Annotated in this window: 13 protein-coding genes and 2 tRNA genes; 8 read left to right on the top strand and 7 right to left on the bottom strand. The window is 67.3% G+C overall.

The window, feature by feature from the left end:
* Positions 1 to 26: 26 nt before the first annotated feature.
* Entirely contained in the window at positions 27 to 3,581 is a 3,555-nt protein-coding gene (metH, locus tag LXN00_RS01010; RefSeq protein ID WP_234503385.1) for a methionine synthase, read from the bottom strand.
* 42 nt (positions 3,582 to 3,623) lie between these two features.
* On the opposite strand from metH, the gene LXN00_RS01005 reads away from it, so the two are divergent.
* Positions 3,624 to 5,147: a nicotinate phosphoribosyltransferase gene (locus LXN00_RS01005; RefSeq protein ID WP_234503383.1), complete on the top strand. Its 1,524-nt coding sequence runs from the start codon at positions 3,624 to 3,626 to the stop codon at positions 5,145 to 5,147.
* 2 nt (positions 5,148 to 5,149) lie between these two features.
* Here LXN00_RS01005 and clpX read toward each other — a convergent pair whose 3' ends face one another.
* From clpX to LXN00_RS00975, 6 genes are all read right to left on the bottom strand, one after another.
* The gene (clpX, locus tag LXN00_RS01000) at positions 5,150 to 6,346 is read right to left on the bottom strand and encodes an ATP-dependent Clp protease ATP-binding subunit ClpX (RefSeq protein WP_234503381.1); all 1,197 of its coding nucleotides are present in this window, start codon (positions 6,344 to 6,346) and stop codon (positions 5,150 to 5,152) included.
* A complete protein-coding gene (gene clpP / locus LXN00_RS00995) occupies positions 6,333 to 6,917 on the bottom strand; it encodes an ATP-dependent Clp endopeptidase proteolytic subunit ClpP (RefSeq protein ID WP_234503377.1) in 585 nt (194 codons plus the stop codon). Before clpP ends, clpX begins: the two co-directional genes overlap by 14 nt.
* A 60-nt stretch (positions 6,918 to 6,977) precedes the next feature.
* Positions 6,978 to 8,192, bottom strand: coding sequence for a trigger factor (gene tig, locus LXN00_RS00990; protein ID WP_234504122.1), 1,215 nt, complete (start codon positions 8,190 to 8,192; stop codon positions 6,978 to 6,980).
* A gap of 40 nt (positions 8,193 to 8,232) precedes the next feature.
* Positions 8,233 to 8,317 (bottom strand) — tRNA-Leu (locus LXN00_RS00985).
* Between the two features lie 51 nt (positions 8,318 to 8,368).
* A tRNA-His gene (locus LXN00_RS00980) sits at positions 8,369 to 8,445 on the bottom strand.
* A gap of 28 nt (positions 8,446 to 8,473) precedes the next feature.
* The gene (locus tag LXN00_RS00975) at positions 8,474 to 8,758 is read right to left on the bottom strand and encodes a rhodanese-like domain-containing protein (RefSeq protein WP_234503375.1); all 285 of its coding nucleotides are present in this window, start codon (positions 8,756 to 8,758) and stop codon (positions 8,474 to 8,476) included.
* 137 nt (positions 8,759 to 8,895) lie between these two features.
* Here LXN00_RS00975 and carB point away from each other — a divergent pair, with 137 nt between their 5' ends.
* From carB to mqnP, 7 genes are read left to right on the top strand one after another with little or no spacing between them, the layout of a single operon-like run.
* Entirely contained in the window at positions 8,896 to 12,009 is a 3,114-nt protein-coding gene (gene carB, locus LXN00_RS00970; protein WP_234503372.1) for a carbamoyl-phosphate synthase large subunit, read from the top strand.
* Between the two features lie 6 nt (positions 12,010 to 12,015).
* Positions 12,016 to 12,345, top strand: a complete 330-nt coding sequence (locus LXN00_RS00965; protein WP_234503367.1) for a cyclic-di-AMP receptor — start codon at positions 12,016 to 12,018, stop codon at positions 12,343 to 12,345.
* Entirely contained in the window at positions 12,342 to 13,205 is an 864-nt protein-coding gene (locus LXN00_RS00960; protein WP_234503364.1) for a DsbA family protein, read from the top strand. The genes LXN00_RS00965 and LXN00_RS00960 overlap by 4 nt, the downstream gene beginning before the upstream one ends.
* Before the next feature lie 10 nt (positions 13,206 to 13,215).
* Positions 13,216 to 13,980: a tRNA (adenine-N1)-methyltransferase gene (locus tag LXN00_RS00955; protein ID WP_234503360.1), complete on the top strand. Its 765-nt coding sequence runs from the start codon at positions 13,216 to 13,218 to the stop codon at positions 13,978 to 13,980.
* On the top strand, positions 13,965 to 15,515 hold the full coding sequence (locus LXN00_RS00950) for an Rqc2 family fibronectin-binding protein (RefSeq protein WP_234503356.1): 1,551 nt from the start codon (positions 13,965 to 13,967) through the stop codon (positions 15,513 to 15,515). Before LXN00_RS00955 ends, LXN00_RS00950 begins: the two co-directional genes overlap by 16 nt.
* A 23-nt stretch (positions 15,516 to 15,538) precedes the next feature.
* Complete coding sequence (gene panD / locus LXN00_RS00945; protein WP_234504118.1) at positions 15,539 to 15,889, top strand: aspartate 1-decarboxylase; 351 nt, start codon at positions 15,539 to 15,541, stop codon at positions 15,887 to 15,889.
* Positions 15,886 to 16,734 carry a menaquinone biosynthesis prenyltransferase MqnP gene (mqnP, locus tag LXN00_RS00940; protein WP_234503353.1) on the top strand — a complete coding sequence of 283 codons (849 nt, stop codon included), beginning with the start codon at positions 15,886 to 15,888 and terminating at the stop codon, positions 16,732 to 16,734. Before panD ends, mqnP begins: the two co-directional genes overlap by 4 nt.
* The last annotated feature ends 10 nt before the right edge of the window (positions 16,735 to 16,744 follow it).

Here is a 16,744-nt window from a genome sequence, read left to right as displayed (position 1 = left end):
AGGCCCCGGGGCATCCCGGGGCCTTTTCAGTCCACGCTGAAATAGCGGGCCTCGGGGTGGTGGACCACCAGGGCGCTGGTGGCGTGCTCGGGATCCAGTTGGAAGTTTTCCGTGAGCCGCACGCCGATGCGGGCAAAGCCCATAAGCCGGTCCAGCTTGGCCTGGTCCGAGAGGTCGGGACAGGCGGGGTAGCCGAAGGAGTAGCGGGCCCCCTGGTAGCCCTGCTGGAAGAGCTTCTGGATCTCCGTGGCGTCCTGGCCGGCGATGCCCCACATCTGCCGCATGCGCTTGTGCCAGTACTCCGCCAAGGCCTCCGTCATCTCCACGGCGAAGCCGTGGACGAAGAGGTAGTCCTGGTACGCCCCCCCTTCAAAGAGGGCCCGCGCCTTCTTGCCAGGCTCCTCCCCCATGGTGACGAGCTGCACCCCAAGCACATCCCGGGCCCCTTCGCTGAAGGCGGGAAGCCACGCCTCCTCGTCTCCTAGGGGCGGGGCGTAGCGGGGGCGGAAGTAGTCCACGAGGCTCAGGCCCCCGCCCCGTTGCCGGGGAAAGCGGAAGCGCTCCAAAACCTCCCCCGTTTCCGGGGAATAGACCCAAAGCTCCTCCCCCTCCCGGGCCACGGGGAAGAAGCCATAGAGCACCCTGGGCCGAAGCCACCCTTCCTCCCGCGCCTCCTTGAGGAGGCGGCGGAACACGGGCTCCGCCTCCCGCTCCACCAAGGCCCGCCACTCCTCCCGGCTCATGCCCTTTCGGCTATACCCCCACTGCCCCCGGTAAAGGGCGAGCTTGTTCACGTAGTGGGCGATGGTGGCCAGGTCCAGGTTCTCCTCCACCCGCACCCCGAAGAAGGGGGGGCGGGGGATGGCGGGGGGCTCGCCCACGGGCTTGGGGCGGGCCTCCACTTTGGGCGCCTCCCGCTTGGGGCGGGCCGGAGCCTTCCGGGTGAGCTCGGGAGGAGCGTGGCCCGTGAGCTCCTCCATGAGCTTCAGGCCCTCAAAGGCATCCTCCGCGTAGTAGACGTTGGGGTAGATGGCCCGAAGCTCCTCCTCCACGAAGCTCCGGGTAAGGGCCGCCCCGCCCAGGATGACGGGGAGGGTATACCCCCTATCCCGCATGTACTCCAGGTTTTCCTTCATCACCTGGGTGCTCTTCACCAAGAGGCCCGACATGCCCACGGCGTGGGGCTTGTGCTCCTCCACCGCCCTTAGGATCTCCTCAATGGGCACCTTGATGCCCAGGTTCACCACCTGGTAGCCGTTGTTGGTGAGGATGATGTCCACCAGGTTCTTGCCGATATCGTGCACGTCCCCCTTCACCGTGGCCAGGACCATCCGGCCCTTGCCCGCACCCCGCTTTTCCATGTGGGGCTCCAGGTGGGCCACGGCCCTTTTCATCACCTCGGCGGCCTGGAGGACGAAGGGAAGCTGCATCCTTCCCGCCCCAAAGAGCTCCCCCACCTCCTTCATGCCCGCAAGGAGGGGGCCGTTGATGAGGTCCAAGGGCTTATGCCCTTGCCTTAGGGCCTCGTCCAAGTCGGCCTCGAGGCCCACCTTCCTCCCCTCCACCACCCGCCGCTTGAGCCTTTCCAAGAGGGGCAGGGCCTGGAAAAGGTCCTCCTTTTGGGCCAAGTCCTCCTGGTGGGCCTCAAAGTAGGCCATGAAGGCCATGAGGGGGTCGTACCCTTCCCTCCTTCGGTCGTGGATGAGGTCCAGGGCCAAGGCGTAGGCCTCCTCGGGGATCTGGGCGATGGGGAGGATCTTCCCCGCATCCACGATGGCGGCGGTGAGGCCCCGCTTCCTGGCCTCGTCCAGGAAGACGGAGTTGAGGACCCGCCTGGCCCTGGGCTTTAGGCCGAAGGACACGTTGGAAACCCCCAGGATGAACCCCACCCCGGGAAGCCGCTCCCTTAGCTCCTCCATGGCCAAAAGGGTCTCCTTGGCCAGGGGGCGGCTCTCCTCGTCCCCTTGGGTGATGGGGAAGGTGAGGAGGTCAAAGAGGAGGTCCTCCGGGCGGAAGCCGTGGTGCTCCGTGAGCCGCTCGTACATGCGCAAGGCCACCCGGACCTTCTCCTCCCGGGTCTTGGCCATGCCCTTCTCGTCAATGGCCAGGACCACCAGGGCCGCCCCGTGGGCCTTGGCCAAGGAGGCCACCCGGTCAAACCGCTCCAGGCCGTCCTCCAGGTTGGCGGAGTTCAGGAGGACCCGGCCCGGCAGGTACTTGAGGGCGAGCTCCATGGCCTCGGGGGAGGTGGAGTCCACCATAATAGGCACGGTGACGGCGGTGGCGAGGCCTGGGAGAAGCCAGTTGAGGTCGGCAAGCTCGTCCCGCCCCGTCCAGGCCACGGAGAGGTCCAGGGCGTGGGCCCCCTCCGCCACCTGCTCCCGGGCCAGGGCCAGGATGCCCTCGAGGTCCTTGGCGAAAAGCATCTCCCGGAAGCGCTTGCTCCCCGTGGCGTTCAAGCGCTCCCCCACCAGGAAAAGGCTCGTCTCCTGCCGGAGGGGCACCGCCTGGTAGAGGGAGGCCACCTGGGGCGGGAAGGCCTTGGGCCTCTCCCTGACGGGAACCCCCTGGACCGCCTCCGCCACCTTGCGGATGTGCTCGGGCCCCGTGCCGCAACACCCCCCCACGGCGTTCACCCCGTACTCCAGGACGAACTTGCGGTGCCACCGGGCGAGCTCCTCGGGGGTGAGGTCGTAGACCACCTTCCCCCCTTCGTTCCGCGGCAGGCCGGCGTTGGGCAGGCAGGCCACGAAGCGGGTGCTGTTCTGGGCGAAGTAGCGCACCTTGCTGTCCATGAGGTCGGGGCCCGTGGCGCAGTTCATGCCCACCACGTCCACGGGCAGGCTCTCCAAAGCGGCCAAGGCCGCCTGCTCGTCCGTGCCCACCAGGAGGGTGCCCGTGGCCTCAAAGGTCACCTGGACCTGCAGGGGCACCTCCCGCTTTACCTCGGCCATGGCCTCCCGCGCCGCCAGGACGGCGCAGCGCACCTGGAGGATGTCCTGGGCGGTTTCCAAAAGGATGAGGTCTACCCCGCCCCGGAGTAGCCCCCGCACCGCCTCCTTGTAGGCGGCGAAGAGCTCGTCCCAGGAGATCTGGCCCAAGGAGATGAGCTTGGTCCCTGGGCCCAGGGCCCCCGCCACGAAGGCCCCGTAGGGCTCCGCCACCTCCCTGGCCAGCTTGGCCCCAAGGTAGGCGAGGGCCTCCGCCTCCTCCCCGAGCCCGTACTCCGCCAGCACGTGCCGCAAGGCCCCAAAGGTGTTGGTTTCAATCACCTCGGCCCCGGCCTCGAGGTAGGACCGGTGGACCTCCTGCACCACCTCGGGCCGGGTGCGGTTGAGCACCTCGGGGCAGCCGAAGTACGCCTCCCCCCCGTAGTCCTCGGGGGTGAGGTCCCTCTTTTGCAGCTCGGTGCCCATGGCCCCGTCAAAGACCAGGGGGCGCTCCAGAAGGGCCTTTAGGTAGGGGAACTTCTTGGCCCGGGCCTCCTTGTTGTAGCCCAGGCGCACCAAAGGGGCATCCCCCCACCCCGCCCCCCCCAGGTGGTGGCGGCAACCGGGACTGCAGGTGTGGACCTCCACCATATCCCGCTAGTGTAGCCAAAAGCGGAGGGCTATGCTAGGCCCATGGACCCCTTCGGCATCCTCTACACTGACCTCTACCAGCTCACCATGGGCCAGGTCTACTTCCGCCTAGGGCTTCACGAAAAGGAGGCCCTCTTTGAGGCCTTCTATCGCAAAAACCCGGACTACGGGGCCCACCAGGCGGGCTATACCGTTTTCGCCGGCCTGGACCCCCTGCTTTCCTGGATGGAAAGCGCCCGCTTCGGGAACGAGGAGCTGGAGGCCCTCAGGGCCCTCAAGGGCCGCTCGGGCAAGCCCCTCTTCGCGGAGGACTACCTCCGCTACCTAAAGGAGATGGGCGGCTTTTCCGGCCTGACGGTGAGGGCCCTCCCCGAGGGCCGGGTGGCCCACCCCCAGGTGCCCCTCCTCAGCGTGGAAGGCCCCCTCCTCCAGGCGCAGCTCCTGGAAACCGCCCTCCTGAACCGCATCAACTACGAGACCCTCATCGCCACCAAGGCGAGCCGGGTGCGGGAGGCGGCGGGGGAGGAGGCCATCGTCCTGGAGTTCGGCCTGCGCCGGGCCCCGGGCAAGGGAGGGGAAAGCGCCACCCGGGCAAGCCTCATCGGCGGCGCCAACCGCTCCAGCGCCGTAAGCCTCTCCCACCTCCTGGGCCTCCCCTCCTCCGGCACCCACGCCCACAGCCTGGTGCAGGCCTTTTTGGCCCTGGGCTACTCCGAGGAGGACGCCTTCCAAGCCTTCGCCGAGGTCTTCCCCGACGACACCATCCTCCTCCTGGACACCGTGGACACCCTCCACTCCGGCCTACCCCACGCCCTCAAGGTCTTTGAAAGGCTAAGGCGCAAGGGGCACCGGCCCGTGGGGGTGCGGATTGATTCCGGGGACCTGGCCTACTTGGCCATCCAGGTGGCCAAGGAGCTGGACAAGGCGGGCTTTGCCGACACCCTCATCGTGCTCTCCGGGGACCTGGACGAGCTCGTGATTTGGCAGATCAAAAGCCAGATCCTGGAGGAGGCCCCCCGCTACGGGGTGGAGCCGGAAAGGCTCCTCAAACGCCTGGTCTACGGGGTGGGGACGCGGATGGTGGTCTCCTGGGGGTACCCGGCCCTAGGGGGGGTGTACAAGCTGGTGGCCATCCGGGAAAACGGCACCTGGGCCCCGGCCATCAAGATCTCGGACTCCTTGGAAAAGGTGCTCAACCCCGGGCACAAGAAGGTCTACCGGGTTTACGATCACCGGGGCCTGGCCACGGCGGACCTCCTCGCCACCTTTGACGAGGAGGTGCGGGCGGACACCCCCCTCCACCTCCGCCACCCCACCGACCCCACCAAGCGCCGCACCTTAAGGCCCGGGGAGTTCACCCTCGAGCCCCTCCTGGAAGAAGCCTTCCGGGGCAAGCGCCTCTTCCCGCCCCTACCCCTCGAGGTCCTGCGGGAAAGGCGCCACAAGGACGTGTCCCGGCTAGACCCCGGGGTGCGCCGCCTGGTGAACCCCCACGTCTACCACGTTTCCCTCACCGAGCGCCTCTTCGCCCTAAAAGAAGCCCTGGTGGCCCGGCTCGCCGGATAGGCCTAGGAGGCCTGCTTTAGCCGGGCCTCCTCCAGGGCCTTTAGGGGGTTGTCCAGGTGGGGGAGGTCTATGACGAGCTCCTTCACCCCGCTCCCCGGGGCCTCAAACATCAGGTCCACCATGGTCTTCTCCAGGATGGCCCGTAAGCCCCGGGCCCCCGTGCCCCGCTTGAGGGCCCTGCGGGCCACCTCCTTGAGGGCGGCAGGGGTGAAGCGGAGCTCAATCCCTTCCATGCGGAAAAGCTCCTGGTACTGCCGTACCAGGGCGTTCTTGGGCTCGGTGAGGATGCGCACCAGGTCCTCCTCCGTGAGGGGGTGGAGCTGGACGATGAGGGGGGCCCGGCCCACGAACTCGGGGATCATGCCAAACTTCACCAGGTCCTCGGGGATGACCTCCAGGGGCTCTTCCCGCTTCTCCCTGTCCCCCGTGAAGCCGATGGCGGTGCGGCCCACCCGGGCCTTGACGATGTTTTCCAGGCCCTCAAAGGCCCCGCCCAGAATGAAGAGGATGTTCTTGGTGTTGACCGGGATGAACTCCTGGTGGGGGTGCTTCCTGCCCCCTTGCGGGGGCACGTTGGCGATGGTGCCCTCAATGATCTTCAAGAGGGCCTGCTGCACCCCTTCCCCGGAGACGTCCCGGGTGAGGGAGGGGTTTTCCGACTTGCGGGCGATCTTGTCAATCTCGTCTATGTAGACGATGCCCATCTCCGCCCGCTCCACGTCAAAGTCGGCGTTCTGGAGGAGGCGGAGGATGACGTTCTCCACGTCCTCCCCCACGTACCCCGCCTCGGTCAAGGTGGTGGCGTCGGCGATGGCGAAGGGCACCTCCAGGAAGCGGGCGAGGGTTTCCGCCAGGAGGGTTTTCCCCGTGCCCGTGGGGCCGATGAGGAGGATGTTGGCCTTGCCGATCTCCGCCTCGGGGTGGAGGAGGCGCTTGTAGTGGTTGTAAACCGCCACGCTTAGGGCCCTTTTCGCCGCCTCCTGGCCCACCACGTACTGGTCCAGGTGGGCCTTGATCTCCTGGGGTTTGGGCAGGCGGCTTGGCCCCTTGGGCCGATGGCTTTCCCCGCGGAGGACCTCTTGGGCCCGCGCCACGCAGTCCTCGCAGATGAAGACGTCCTCTATAGGGCTTTCCAGAAGCCTTCCCGTGTCGGGCGGGCGCAGGCCGCAGAAGCTGCAGTGGGGCCTAGGCTTCCTCACGGGTCACCACCTGGTCAATGAGGCCGTACGCCAAGGCTTCCTGCGCCGAGAGGTAGTAGTCCCGGTCCGTGTCCTTCTCCACCTTTTCCAAGGGCTGGCCCGTATGCTTGGCCAGGATCTCGTTGAGAAGCTTCTTGGCCTTGAGGATTTCCTGGGCCTGGATGGCGATGTCGCTGGCCGTGCCCCGGACCCCGCCCCAAGGTTGGTGGATCATCACCTTGGAGTGGGGCAAGGCGTAGCGCCGGCCCTTCTCCCCGGCGGCCAGGATCACCGCCGCCATGCTGGCCGCAAGCCCGATGACGATGGTGGAAACCGGGGCCCGGACGAACTGCATGGTGTCGTAGATGGCGAGCCCGGCGTCCACCTCCCCCCCAGGGGAGTTGATGTAGAGCTTGATCTCCTGGTTGGGGTTTTGCGCATCCAGGAAGAGAAGCTGGGCCACCACGGTGTTGGCCACCTGGGCATCTATGGGGGTGCCCAGGAAGATGATCCGGTCCTTGAGGAGGCGGGAATAGATGTCGTAGACCCGCTCGCCGCGGGCGGTCTGCTCTATGACGTAGGGTATGACCATACCGTTTCCCATTCTAAGGGGAAGCCCAGGGGGAAATCCCCCCTGGGCCACCATGCCCCGTTAGGCCAGGGCCGCCAGGGCCTGGCGCACCGCCTTGTCCTGGAGGTAAGCGGCCCTAAGCCGGGCCAGGCCCCGCTCGCCAAACTGCCGCTTGAGTTCTTGGACAGAAAGGCCGTAGGAGCGGGCCACCGCCTGCAGGTAAGCCTGCCACTCCTCCTCCGTGAGCTCGGGCTTGAGCTCCTCGGCAAGCCGCTCCTTGGCCAAGGAACGGCGCACCCGCTTGAGGGCCTCCTGCCGCAGGTCCTCCTGGAACTTCGCAAGCTCGCCCCGCTCCTCCAAGGCCTTGAGGTAGGCCTCGAGGCCAATCCCCTGCCGGTAAAGGTCCTCCGCCAGGTGCTCTAGGAGGTGGCGCTCCTCCGCCTCCAACATGGAAGGCGGGATATCCGCCTCTAGCCCCTCGGCGAGCTTCTCCAAAAAGGCCCGCTCCCGGGCCTCCTGGTAGGCCGCCTCCGCCTGGCGCTTTAGGCTTTCCCGCACCTTGGCCTTGAGGTCCTCCAGGCTCTCCGCCTCCAGGGTCTTGGCGAACTCCTCGTCCAGCTCGGGGAGCTCCAGGGTCTTCACCTCCAGGACCTCGGTCCTCACCTCCCGCACCTTCTCCCCCTGCTCGTTCAGGACGGGGACCATGACCACATCCCCCGCCCGCTTGCCCAAAAGGGCCTCCTTCACGTGGGGCAGGGCCTTGGAAAGGTCAATGGGGAACTCCGCCCCCTCCTCCGTGCGCACGAAGACGTGGTCCCCCTCCTGGGCCTCCCGGTCCACGGGCACGAGCTCGGCATAGCGGTGGCGAAGCTCCTCCAGGGCCTTTTCCACCATCTCCTCCGTGACCTCAGGCGAGGGCACCTCGAGGGTAAAGGAGCGCCAGTCGGGGAGCTTCACCTCGGGGTAGTTCTCCACCTCCGCCACGTAACGGAAGCCTTCCCCCTCCTTAAGCTCCTCCTCCACCACCCGGGCGGCCACGGGGGTCAGGCCCAGCTCCCGCACCGCCTCGGGGTAGGTTTCCTCCACCAGGCGCTCCTTAAGGTCGGCGAGGAGCTCCTCGCGGCCCAGACGGGCCTCCACCACCTTCAAAGGGGCCTTTCCCGGGCGGAAACCCGGGATCCTCACCCGCTTGGCCAGGTCCTTGAGGAGGGCCTGGTAGCTCTCCTCCACCTTCTCCGCCGGGACCTCCACCCGAACCCTTACCCGATAGCCGGAACGCTCCAGGATCTCCGCCACGCCACACCTCGCACGCATCTAGGGAGGGGCCCCGCCCGGTTGGTGCGAGGAGCGGGACTTGAACCCGCACGGGTTGCCCCACCGGATCCTAAGTCCGGCGCGTCTACCGGTTCCGCCATCCTCGCATGGGGGCGAGGCCCCCCTTCAAAATACCACCCCTTGCGGGGTGGTGGTTTTGGGGTGAGCGATGGGACTTGAACCCACGACCCCCGGATCCACAGTCCGGTGCTCTAACCAGCTGAGCTACGCTCACCACGCTCAGCATCCGCCATTCTAAGGAGCTACTTGCCCTCCGTCAAGGCCTGAAGCCCGCCCTCCAGGCTCATGGCCTCGTACCCTTCCGCCTCCAGGTAGAGGGCCGCCACCTGGCTCAAAAGCCCCTTCTCGCACACCAAAAGGAGGGGGACTTTGGGGAGGCCGTGCTCTCCTTTTTGGATTTTTTCTAGAGGTACCCACTCGGCGGGAAAGGGCAAGGGGGTGGTCCTCCGGTCGGCGGGGCGCACGTCCACCACCTTGACCCCCTGGGCCAGAAGGGCCGGAAGCTCCTCGGGGCGCACCTTGCGCATGGCTTGAGTATAGCGGGCGGGGGCGCCGGGGGCTTGGCCGCAAGTCTATGCATTTAGACCCGCCCCTTGTGCATAGACTTCGCACCAACCCTTGGCCGAAACCCAAGCCTGTGGTAAGCTCTTCCACCGGGTACGCGATGCCGCCGAGAAGAGACCTCAAGAAGATCCTCATCATCGGTTCTGGACCCATCACCATCGGCCAGGCCGCCGAGTTTGACTATTCCGGCACCCAGGCGGTGAAGGCCCTAAGGGGGGCGGGCTACGAGGCCATCCTGGTGAACTCCAACCCCGCCACCATCATGACCGACCCCGAGCTCGCCGAGCGCACCTACGTGGAGCCTTTGACCCTGGAGTACCTGGAAAAGGTCATCGCCAAGGAGCGCCCCGACGCCCTCCTCCCCACCCTGGGGGGCCAGACCGCCCTCAACCTTTCCATGGCCCTCCACGAGGAGGGCGTCCTGGAGCGCTACGGGGTGGAGCTCATCGGGGCCAAGGCGGAGGCCATCAAAAAAGGGGAGGATCGGGAGGAGTTCCAGAAGGCCATGCGGAAGATCGGCCTCGAGGTGCCCCGGGGCCTCATGGTGGGGAGCGTGGAGGAGGGGCTCCACTTCGCCCGGGAGGTGGGCTACCCCGTGGTGGTGCGCCCTTCCTTCACCCTGGGGGGCACGGGGGGCGGCATCGCCCGGAACGAAGGGGAGCTTAGGGAGGTCCTGGGGCGAGGCCTCGCCCTCTCCCCCGTGCACACCGCCTTGGTGGAGGAATCGGTCTTGGGGTGGAAGGAGTTTGAGCTGGAGGTGATGCGGGACCACGCCGACACCGTGGTCATCATCACCAGCATTGAGAACCTGGACCCCATGGGGGTCCACACGGGGGACTCCATCACCGTGGCCCCGGCCCAGACCCTCTCCGACGCCGAGTACCAGAGGATGCGGGACGCCGCCAAGGCGGTGATCCGGGAGATCGGGGTGGACACGGGCGGGTCCAACATCCAGTTCGCCGTGGACCCCAAGACGGGCCGCCAGGTGGTCATTGAGATGAACCCCCGGGTTTCCCGCTCCTCGGCCCTCGCCTCCAAGGCCACGGGCTTCCCCATCGCCAAGATCGCCGCCCTCCTGGCGGTGGGCTACCGCCTGGACGAGCTTCCCAACGACATCACCCGCAAAACCCCCGCCTCCTTTGAGCCCACCATTGACTACGTGGTGGTGAAGATCCCCCGCTTCGCCTTTGAGAAGTTCCAAGACCTCCCCAACACCCTAGGAGGCTTTAAGGACGAGCTCGGCACCCAGATGAAGTCCGTGGGCGAGGTGATGGCCATAGGCCGCACCTTCAAGGAGGCGCTCCTTAAGGCCCTCCGGGGGCTAGAGCGGGACGTGCGGGCCTTGGCGGGGGTGCGCACGGAGGACCTGGAGAAGAAGCTCTACCCCAACCCGGACCGCATCTACGCCGTGCTGGAGCTCCTGAGGCGGGGCATGCCCGTGGAGGAACTCCACGAGGCCACCCGCATAGACCCCTGGTTCCTCCACCAGATGAAGGAGATCGCCGAGGCGGAGGCCTGGCTAAAGGAGCACCCCCCCAAGGACCGGGAGGACTGGCGGTTCTACAAGGCCCTAGGCCTCCCCGACCGGCGCATAGGGGAGCTCCTCGGAAAGGGGGAAGCGGAGGTGCGCGCCGCGCGCAAGGCCCTCGGGGTGGTGCCTGTCTACAAGACCGTGGACACCTGCGCCGCCGAGTTTGAGGCCTACACCCCCTACCACTACTCCACCTACGAGGAGGAGGACGAGGTCTGGCCCTCGGAAAAGCCCAAGGTGGTGATCCTGGGCTCGGGGCCCATCCGCATCGGGCAAGGGGTGGAGTTTGACTACGCCACGGTGCACGCCGTCTGGGCCTTAAGGGAGGCGGGGTACGAGACCATCATGGTGAACTCCAACCCGGAGACGGTCTCCACGGACTACGACACCGCCGACCGCCTCTACTTTGAGCCCCTGACCCTCGAGGACATCCTCAACCTGGTGGAGCACGAGAAGCCCCTGGGGGTCATCGCCACCTTGGGAGGGCAGACGCCCCTAAAGCTCGCCCAGGGCCTCGAGGCCCACGGGGTCAAGCTCCTCGGCACCCCCTACGCCGCCATCCACAAGGCGGAGGACCGGGAGGCGTTCCACGAGCTCTGCCAGGCCTTGGGCATCCCCCAGCCCGAGGGAAGGGTGGCGGCCACCCCGGAGGAGGCCTTGAGGCTGGCCAAGGAGCTCGGCTTCCCCCTCCTCGCCCGGCCCAGCTACGTCCTGGGAGGGCGGGCCATGCGGGTCCTGTGGGACGAGGGGGAACTCGCGCGCTACCTGGAGGAGGTCTATGCGCCTCTAGAGGAAAAGCCCTCCATCCTCCTGGACCGCTACCTGGAAGGGGCCTTGGAGCTGGACGTGGACGCCCTTTCCGACGGGGAGACGGTGATGATCGCCGGGGTGATGGAACACGTGGAGCGGGCCGGGGTCCACTCGGGGGACTCGGCCACGGTCCTCCCCCCCGTGCACCTCTCCCCCGAGGCCTTGGCCAAGGTGAAGGACTACACCCGCCGCCTGGCCCTGGCCTTGGGGGTGAAGGGGCTTTTGAACGTCCAGTACGCCGTCTTGGGGGAGGAGGTGTACGTCCTCGAGGCCAACCCCCGGGCGAGCCGCACCGTGCCCTTCGTGTCCAAAGCCATCGGCGTGCCCCTGGCCAAGCTTGCCGCCCTCATCGCCGTGGGGAAGACCCTGAAGGAGCTTGGGGTCAAGGACCTGGAGCCCGTGCCCCCCTACTACGCTGTGAAGGAGGTGGTGATCCCCTGGCTCAAGTTCCCCGGGGTCATCCCCGTCCTGGGGCCGGAGATGCGCTCCACGGGGGAGAGCATGGGGATAGACGAGGACCCCTACCTGGCCTACTACAAGGCGGAACTGGGCGCCGGGCAGCGGCTTCCCCTGGAGGGCAGGGTGCGCTTCATCGGCGATGGGCTCCGCAAGGAGGCGCTAGAACACCTGGAGGCGCTCAAAAAGGCCTATGAGGAGGCGGGGTTTAGCCTGAGCGAAGGGGAGTACGACCTCCTCATTAGCCCCGTTCCCCACCCCGAGCTCCGGCGCGCGGTGGAGAAAGGGCTCCCCTTCATCACCACCCTGGAGGGGGCCTGGTGGAGCCTCAAGGCCATTCTCAAGGCCCGGGAGAGGGCCCAAGAGGCGAAGAGCCTCCAGGAGTGGCACGCCCGCCTAAAGGCGGGTGTACAATAGGCGGCAATGAAGCTCATCATCGCCATCGTGCAGGACACGGACGCCCCCGGCCTCACCAAGGCCCTTTTGGAGCGGGGCCTCCAGTCCACCAAGCTGGCCTCCACGGGAGGCTTCCTAAGGGAAGGAAACACCACCCTGCTCATCGGGGTGGAGGACGGGCGGGTGGAGGAGGTCCTGGAGCTCATCCGGGAGAAGTGCCGCACCCGCACCCGGCTGGTGACCCGGGGCCTTCCCCTTTCCGAGGCTCCCGACCCCTTCCTGGCCCAGCCCGTGGAGGTACAGGTGGGAGGGGCGGTGGTCTTCGTTCTGCCGGTGGAAGGCTTCTTCAAGGTATGAGGAGGCTAGGGGCCCTCCTTGGCCTTCTTGGGGGCCTGGCCCTAGCCCAGATCGCCAAGCCGCCGGAAGGTTTTCAAAAAGCCCTGGGCCCCCTTCCCCCGGGCGCCCAGGTAGAGGTGGAAACCCGAAACAACCGCCTCCTCGCCGTGCGCTACCAAGGTCCCGAAAACGCCGCCTTCCTGGGGCGGCTTCTGGACCGGGCCACAGGCCTCCCCTTCTCGGAAGCCTTCCTCACCTGGTACAAGGAAAACGCCCCCGGCCTTAAGGGGCGCGCCCTTACCCTGAACCTGGAAGGAGCCTTCCTCTTAGAACTCGCCTTTTCCGAGCCCTTCCGCGCCCGGCTCGCCCCCAGGAGGGTGGAGGCCACCGCCTTGGACCAAGACCGCCTCGTCCTGGGGGAAAAGGGGCCCATGTTGCGGATCTTCTCCGACTTCCAGTGCCCCTACTGCCAGCGCCTGGCCCGGGAGGTGCTACCCTCCCTCAAGGCCCGGGCGGCGCAGGGGGAGCTTCGGATAAGCTACCGCCACTTTCCCCTCACGGAAATCCACCCCGAGGCCCTCCCCGCCGCTCTAGCCAGCGAGTGCGCTGCCTCGCAAAAGGCCTTTTGGCCCTACCATGACCGCCTCATGGCGGGGCGGCTTGGGAACTACCTGGCCCTGGCCCGGGAACTGGGCTTGGACCTGGAGGCCTTTCGCCGGTGCTTGGAAGACCCAAAGACCAAGGCCCTCGTGGAGGAGGACCGGGCCTTGGCGCTCCGGCTTGGCTTCCGTGGCACCCCCACGGTCCTGGCCGGACCCTACCTGGTGCCCAACCCCTTTAGCCTCACCCAGGTACTGGACTACCTGGAACTCGCCCGCTAAAGTGGGCGGGGTGGAAGGCGAGCTTTTCCTCCTCAAAGACACCAAGGGCCGCGCCTTCCTGGTGCGCCTGCGGCCCGGGGGGGTTTTCCATCACCATAAGGGGAGCGTCCCCCACGAGGCCATCCTGCAGGCAGGGCCCGGGGGGGTGGTGGCGACCCACCTGGGCGAACCCCTTTCCGTCCACAGGCCCACCCTGGAGGAGTACGTCCTCCACATGCGGCGGAGCGCCACCCCCACCTACCCCAAGGACGCCAGCGCCATGGTGACCCTCCTGGACCTGGCCCCGGGGATGCGGGTCCTCGAGGCGGGCACGGGCTCGGGGGGCCTCACCCTCTTCCTGGCCCGGGCGGTGGGGAAAGAGGGCCTGGTGGAAAGCTACGAGAAGCGCCCCCACCACCTAAGGCAGGCGGAGGAAAACGTCAAGGCCTTCTGGCAGGTGGAAAACGTGCGCTTCCACGCCCAGGGCCTGGAGGAGGCGGAGCTAAAACCGGAAAGCTTCCACGGGGTGGCCCTGGACCTCATGGAGCCCTGGAAGGTCCTCCCCAAGGCAGCGGAGGCCCTGATGCCGGACCGGTTTTTGGTGGCCTACCTCCCCAACATCACCCAGGTCCTGGAAACCGTGCGGGCGGCAGAGGGGCTTCCCTTGCGCTTGGAGAGGGTCTTGGAGGTGGGCTGGCGGGAGTGGGAGGTGAGGCTTCCCGTGGCCCATCCCCGCTTCCAGCAGGTGGGGCACACCGCCTTTTTGCTGGCGTTTCGCAGATGGAAGGCCTCCTGATCCACGCCCTTTTGCGGGGGCTTTTCCCGGAGCTTCCCGCCCTGAACCTGGGCCTCGCCTTCCCCGACGAGGGCACCCTGGCCGTGCTCCTCAAGGGGAAGACGGGGCGGATCTTCAACCTGGTCCTCCACTACCGCCCCCCAAACCCCAGCCTGGTCCTGGAGGAGGGGAGCCTCCTGGGGGAGCCCAAGACCCCCTTCCAGCGGCAGCTCGCCGCCCGGGTCAAGGGGCCCTTGGTGGCGGCGGAGCAGTGGAAGCTGGACCGGGTGGTCTTCTTCCGCTTCGCTGGGGAGAAGGGCTTCGTGGACACCCCGCCCTCCGTCCTGGTCTTTGAGGCCACGGGGCGGAACGCCAACCTCCTCCTTCTGGACGAGAAGGGCACCATCCTGGGGGTGGACCGGGTCATCACCCGGGAGGTGAACCGCTACCGGGAGCTCAAGCCCGGCCTCCCCTACACCCCACCCCCCCCCTACGCCAAGCTGGACCCGAGAACCCTCAAGGAGGAAGACCTTAGGGTCCTCCTGGGGAAGCCCCTCAAGGAGGTGGTGCGCCACGTGGACGGGGTGGGGCTTGAGCTCATGCGGGAACTCGCCCGCCGGACCGGGCTCACCCCGGAAAGCGTCCTGGGGGAAGGGGAGCTTGCCCGCCTCCACCGGGCCCTCAAGGGCCTGGTGGAGGACCCCACCCTGCGCACGGCGCTTTCCGAGGAGCTCAGGGCGAAGTGGCAGGAGGAGGAGAAGGAGGCCCTGAGGAAGCCCCTCCTCGAGGCCCTGGCCCGGGAGGTGCGCACCCTTAGGGCCCGGCTTGCCGACTACCACCAGGCCCTCGCCCGCCTGGAGGAGGCGGAGACCCACAGGCGCAAGGCCGACCTCCTCCTCGCCCGGCTCAAGGAGGTGCCCAAGGGGGAGGCAAAGGTGGTCCTGGAGGGGTTTGACGGCCACCCCGTGGAAATCCCCCTGGACCCCGCCCTCTCCCCCCAGGAAAACGCCAAGAAGCTCTACGAAAGGGCCCGGCGCCTGGAGGAGCTTGCGGAAAGGGCCTTGGACCTCATCCCCAAGACGGAAGCCCGCATCGCGGAACTGGAAGGGGAGATGGCCCGCATCGCCAGCGCAGACCTACAGGAACTCCTCGCCCTCACCCAAAGGCCCAAGGGGGAAAAGGGCCCGAGGCTTGGCCTCCGCTACACCTCCCCTTCAGGCTTTCCCGTCCTGGTGGGGCGGAACGCCAAGGAGAACGACCTCCTCACCCGCATGGCCCACTCCGAGGACCTCTGGTTCCACGCCCAAGGGGTGCCGGGGAGCCACGTGATCCTAAAGGCGGAGGGCAAGAACCCCCCCCTGGAGGACCTCCTCTTCGCCGCCAGGCTCGCCGCCTACCACTCCAAGGCCCGGGGAGAGCGGCAGGTGCCCGTGGACTACACCCGCAAGAAGCACGTCTGGCGGCCCCGCAAAGCCCCACCCGGCCAGGTCCTCTACACCCAGGCCAAGACCCTTTTCGTGGAAGGGGCGCTTCCCGAGGGCCTCGAGGCGGGATAAACTTAGACCCCGTGAAGAGGGTGATGTTCCACGCCAAAATCCACCGGGCCACCGTGACCCAGGCCGACCTCCACTACGTGGGCTCGGTGACCGTGGACCAAGACCTCCTGGACGCCGCCGGCATCCTGCCCTACGAGCAGGTGGACATCTACGACATCACCAACGGGGCCCGCCTCACCACCTACGCCCTGCCAGGCCCCAGGGGCTCGGGGGTGGTCCAGATCAACGGGGCCGCCGCCCACCTGGTGAAGCCCGGCGACCTGGTGATCCTTGTGGCCTACGGGATCTTTGACGAGGAGGAGGCCCGGGCCCTCAAGCCCACGGTGGTCCTGGTGGACGGGCAAAACCGCATCCTGGAGGTCAGGAAGGGGTGAGCCGCCTCAAGCTCTACCTGGAGCTCGTGCGCTTTGAGCACACCCTTTTCGCCCTCCCCTTCGCCTACGCCGGGATGCTCCTGGCGGCGGGGGGTTGGCCGGGTGGGCGCACCTTCCTCCTCGTCACCCTGGCCATGGTGGGGGCGAGGACCATGGCCATGGCCCTAAACCGCCTCATAGACTGGCGGATTGACGCCCTAAACCCCCGCACGCAAAACCGCCACCTGCCCAAGGGCTTGGTGAAGCCCTGGGAGACCCTTCTCCTCGCCCTCCTCGGCCTTGGCCTCTTGGTCTACGCGGGCCTCGCCCTAAACCCCCTCACGGCCAGGCTCCTCCCGGTGGCCGTCTTCTTCCTCACCGCCTATAGCTACACCAAGCGCTTCACCTGGCTTTGCCACTACGTGCTCGGGCTCACCATCGGGGCCGCCGCCCCTGGGGGGTGGATCGCCGTCACGGGGAGCTTCGCCCCCACCGCCTACTGGCTCTGGGCGGGGGTGGGGCTTTGGATCGCCGGCTTTGACATCCTCTACGCCACCCAGGACTACGCCTTTGACCGGGCCTACGGGGTAAAAAGCATCCCGGCCCGCTTCGGCATCCCCAAGGCCCTCAGTGTGGCCCGGGCCACCCACCTCCTCGCCTGGCTCGCCTTCCTGATGGCCGGGCTGAGCTACGGGGCGGGGTGGGCCTTTTACCTAGGGCTTTTCCTGGTGGGGGGGCTTCTCCTTTGGGAGCACCGCCTGGTATCCCCCGAGGACCTCTCCAAGGTGGAGGTGGCCTTCTTCCAGGCCAACGTGGGGGTGAGCCTGGGAATGTTCCTCTTCATCCTCCTGGACCTCCTCCGCTAGGGTAGGCTTG

Source organism: Thermus brockianus, from assembly GCF_021462505.1.
Classification (GTDB): domain Bacteria; phylum Deinococcota; class Deinococci; order Deinococcales; family Thermaceae; genus Thermus; species Thermus hydrothermalis.
This window is presented reverse-complemented; position numbering and strand designations above follow the sequence as displayed.

What these genes read in the sequence shown, in the direction of transcription:
- LXN00_RS00975 (WP_234503375.1), bottom strand. Translation starts at nt 8,758, where the DNA reads ATGCGCAAGGTGCGCCCCGAGGAGCTTCCGGCCCTTCTGGCCCAGGGG.
- LXN00_RS01005 (WP_234503383.1), top strand. Translation starts at nt 3,624, where the DNA reads ATGGACCCCTTCGGCATCCTCTACACTGACCTCTACCAGCTCACCATG.
- LXN00_RS00960 (WP_234503364.1), top strand. Translation starts at nt 12,342, where the DNA reads ATGAGGAGGCTAGGGGCCCTCCTTGGCCTTCTTGGGGGCCTGGCCCTA.
- clpP (WP_234503377.1), bottom strand. Translation starts at nt 6,917, where the DNA reads ATGGTCATACCCTACGTCATAGAGCAGACCGCCCGCGGCGAGCGGGTC.
- LXN00_RS00950 (WP_234503356.1), top strand. Translation starts at nt 13,965, where the DNA reads ATGGAAGGCCTCCTGATCCACGCCCTTTTGCGGGGGCTTTTCCCGGAG.
- LXN00_RS00965 (WP_234503367.1), top strand. Translation starts at nt 12,016, where the DNA reads ATGAAGCTCATCATCGCCATCGTGCAGGACACGGACGCCCCCGGCCTC.
- metH (WP_234503385.1), bottom strand. Translation starts at nt 3,581, where the DNA reads ATGGTGGAGGTCCACACCTGCAGTCCCGGTTGCCGCCACCACCTGGGG.
- carB (WP_234503372.1), top strand. Translation starts at nt 8,896, where the DNA reads ATGCCGCCGAGAAGAGACCTCAAGAAGATCCTCATCATCGGTTCTGGA.
- panD (WP_234504118.1), top strand. Translation starts at nt 15,539, where the DNA reads ATGTTCCACGCCAAAATCCACCGGGCCACCGTGACCCAGGCCGACCTC.